Annotated in this window: 4 tRNA genes; all 4 read left to right on the top strand. The window is 49.0% G+C overall.

Going from position 1 to position 496, the window contains the following annotated elements:
* The first annotated feature begins 150 nt into the window (after positions 1–150).
* The 4 genes from HMPREF2893_RS04435 (at position 151) to HMPREF2893_RS04420 (ending at position 493) form a co-directional block, all read left to right on the top strand.
* Positions 151–223: transfer RNA gene (locus HMPREF2893_RS04435), tRNA-Val, on the top strand.
* 5 nt (positions 224–228) lie between these two features.
* Positions 229–299: transfer RNA gene (locus HMPREF2893_RS04430), tRNA-Gly, on the top strand.
* 38 nt (positions 300–337) lie between these two features.
* A tRNA-Ile gene (locus tag HMPREF2893_RS04425) sits at positions 338–411 on the top strand.
* Between the two features lie 10 nt (positions 412–421).
* Positions 422–493, top strand: a tRNA-Glu gene (locus HMPREF2893_RS04420).
* The last annotated feature ends 3 nt before the right edge of the window (positions 494–496 follow it).

Genomic DNA, 496 nt, shown 5'->3' with positions numbered 1-496 from the left:
TAAGGTAGTCGCTTAGCAAGAGATTGAGCCTAGTTAATTCTAGGCTCATTTGGGAGTTTAGCTTAGTTGGAATCGAGAGGTATTCGAGATTCCAATCGGCGGATAAGAGAAACGTAGTTTCTCACCGTTGGCTGAGTTAAACGACCATCTGGGAGTTTAGCTCAGCTGGGAGAGCATCTGCCTTACAAGCAGAGGGTCAGCGGTTCGATCCCGTTAACTCCCATTCAAGCGGGTGTAGTTTAGTGGTAAAACTACAGCCTTCCAAGCTGTTGTCGCGAGTTCGATTCTCGTCACCCGCTTTGAACTTTTGTTCAATTTTTACCAAGTTGTTTGACTTGGGCGCGTAGCTCAGGTGGTTAGAGCGCACGCCTGATAAGCGTGAGGTCGGTGGTTCGAGTCCACTCGTGCCCATTAATAGTATGGTCCGTTGGTCAAGGGGTTAAGACACCGCCTTTTCACGGCGGTAACACGGGTTCGAATCCCGTACGGACTATAT

Origin of the sequence: Streptococcus sp. HMSC072C09 (assembly GCF_001813105.1) — a bacterium.
Classification (GTDB): domain Bacteria; phylum Bacillota; class Bacilli; order Lactobacillales; family Streptococcaceae; genus Streptococcus.
Note: the sequence above shows the minus strand (reverse complement) of the source record. Positions and strands in the feature narration are given on the sequence as shown.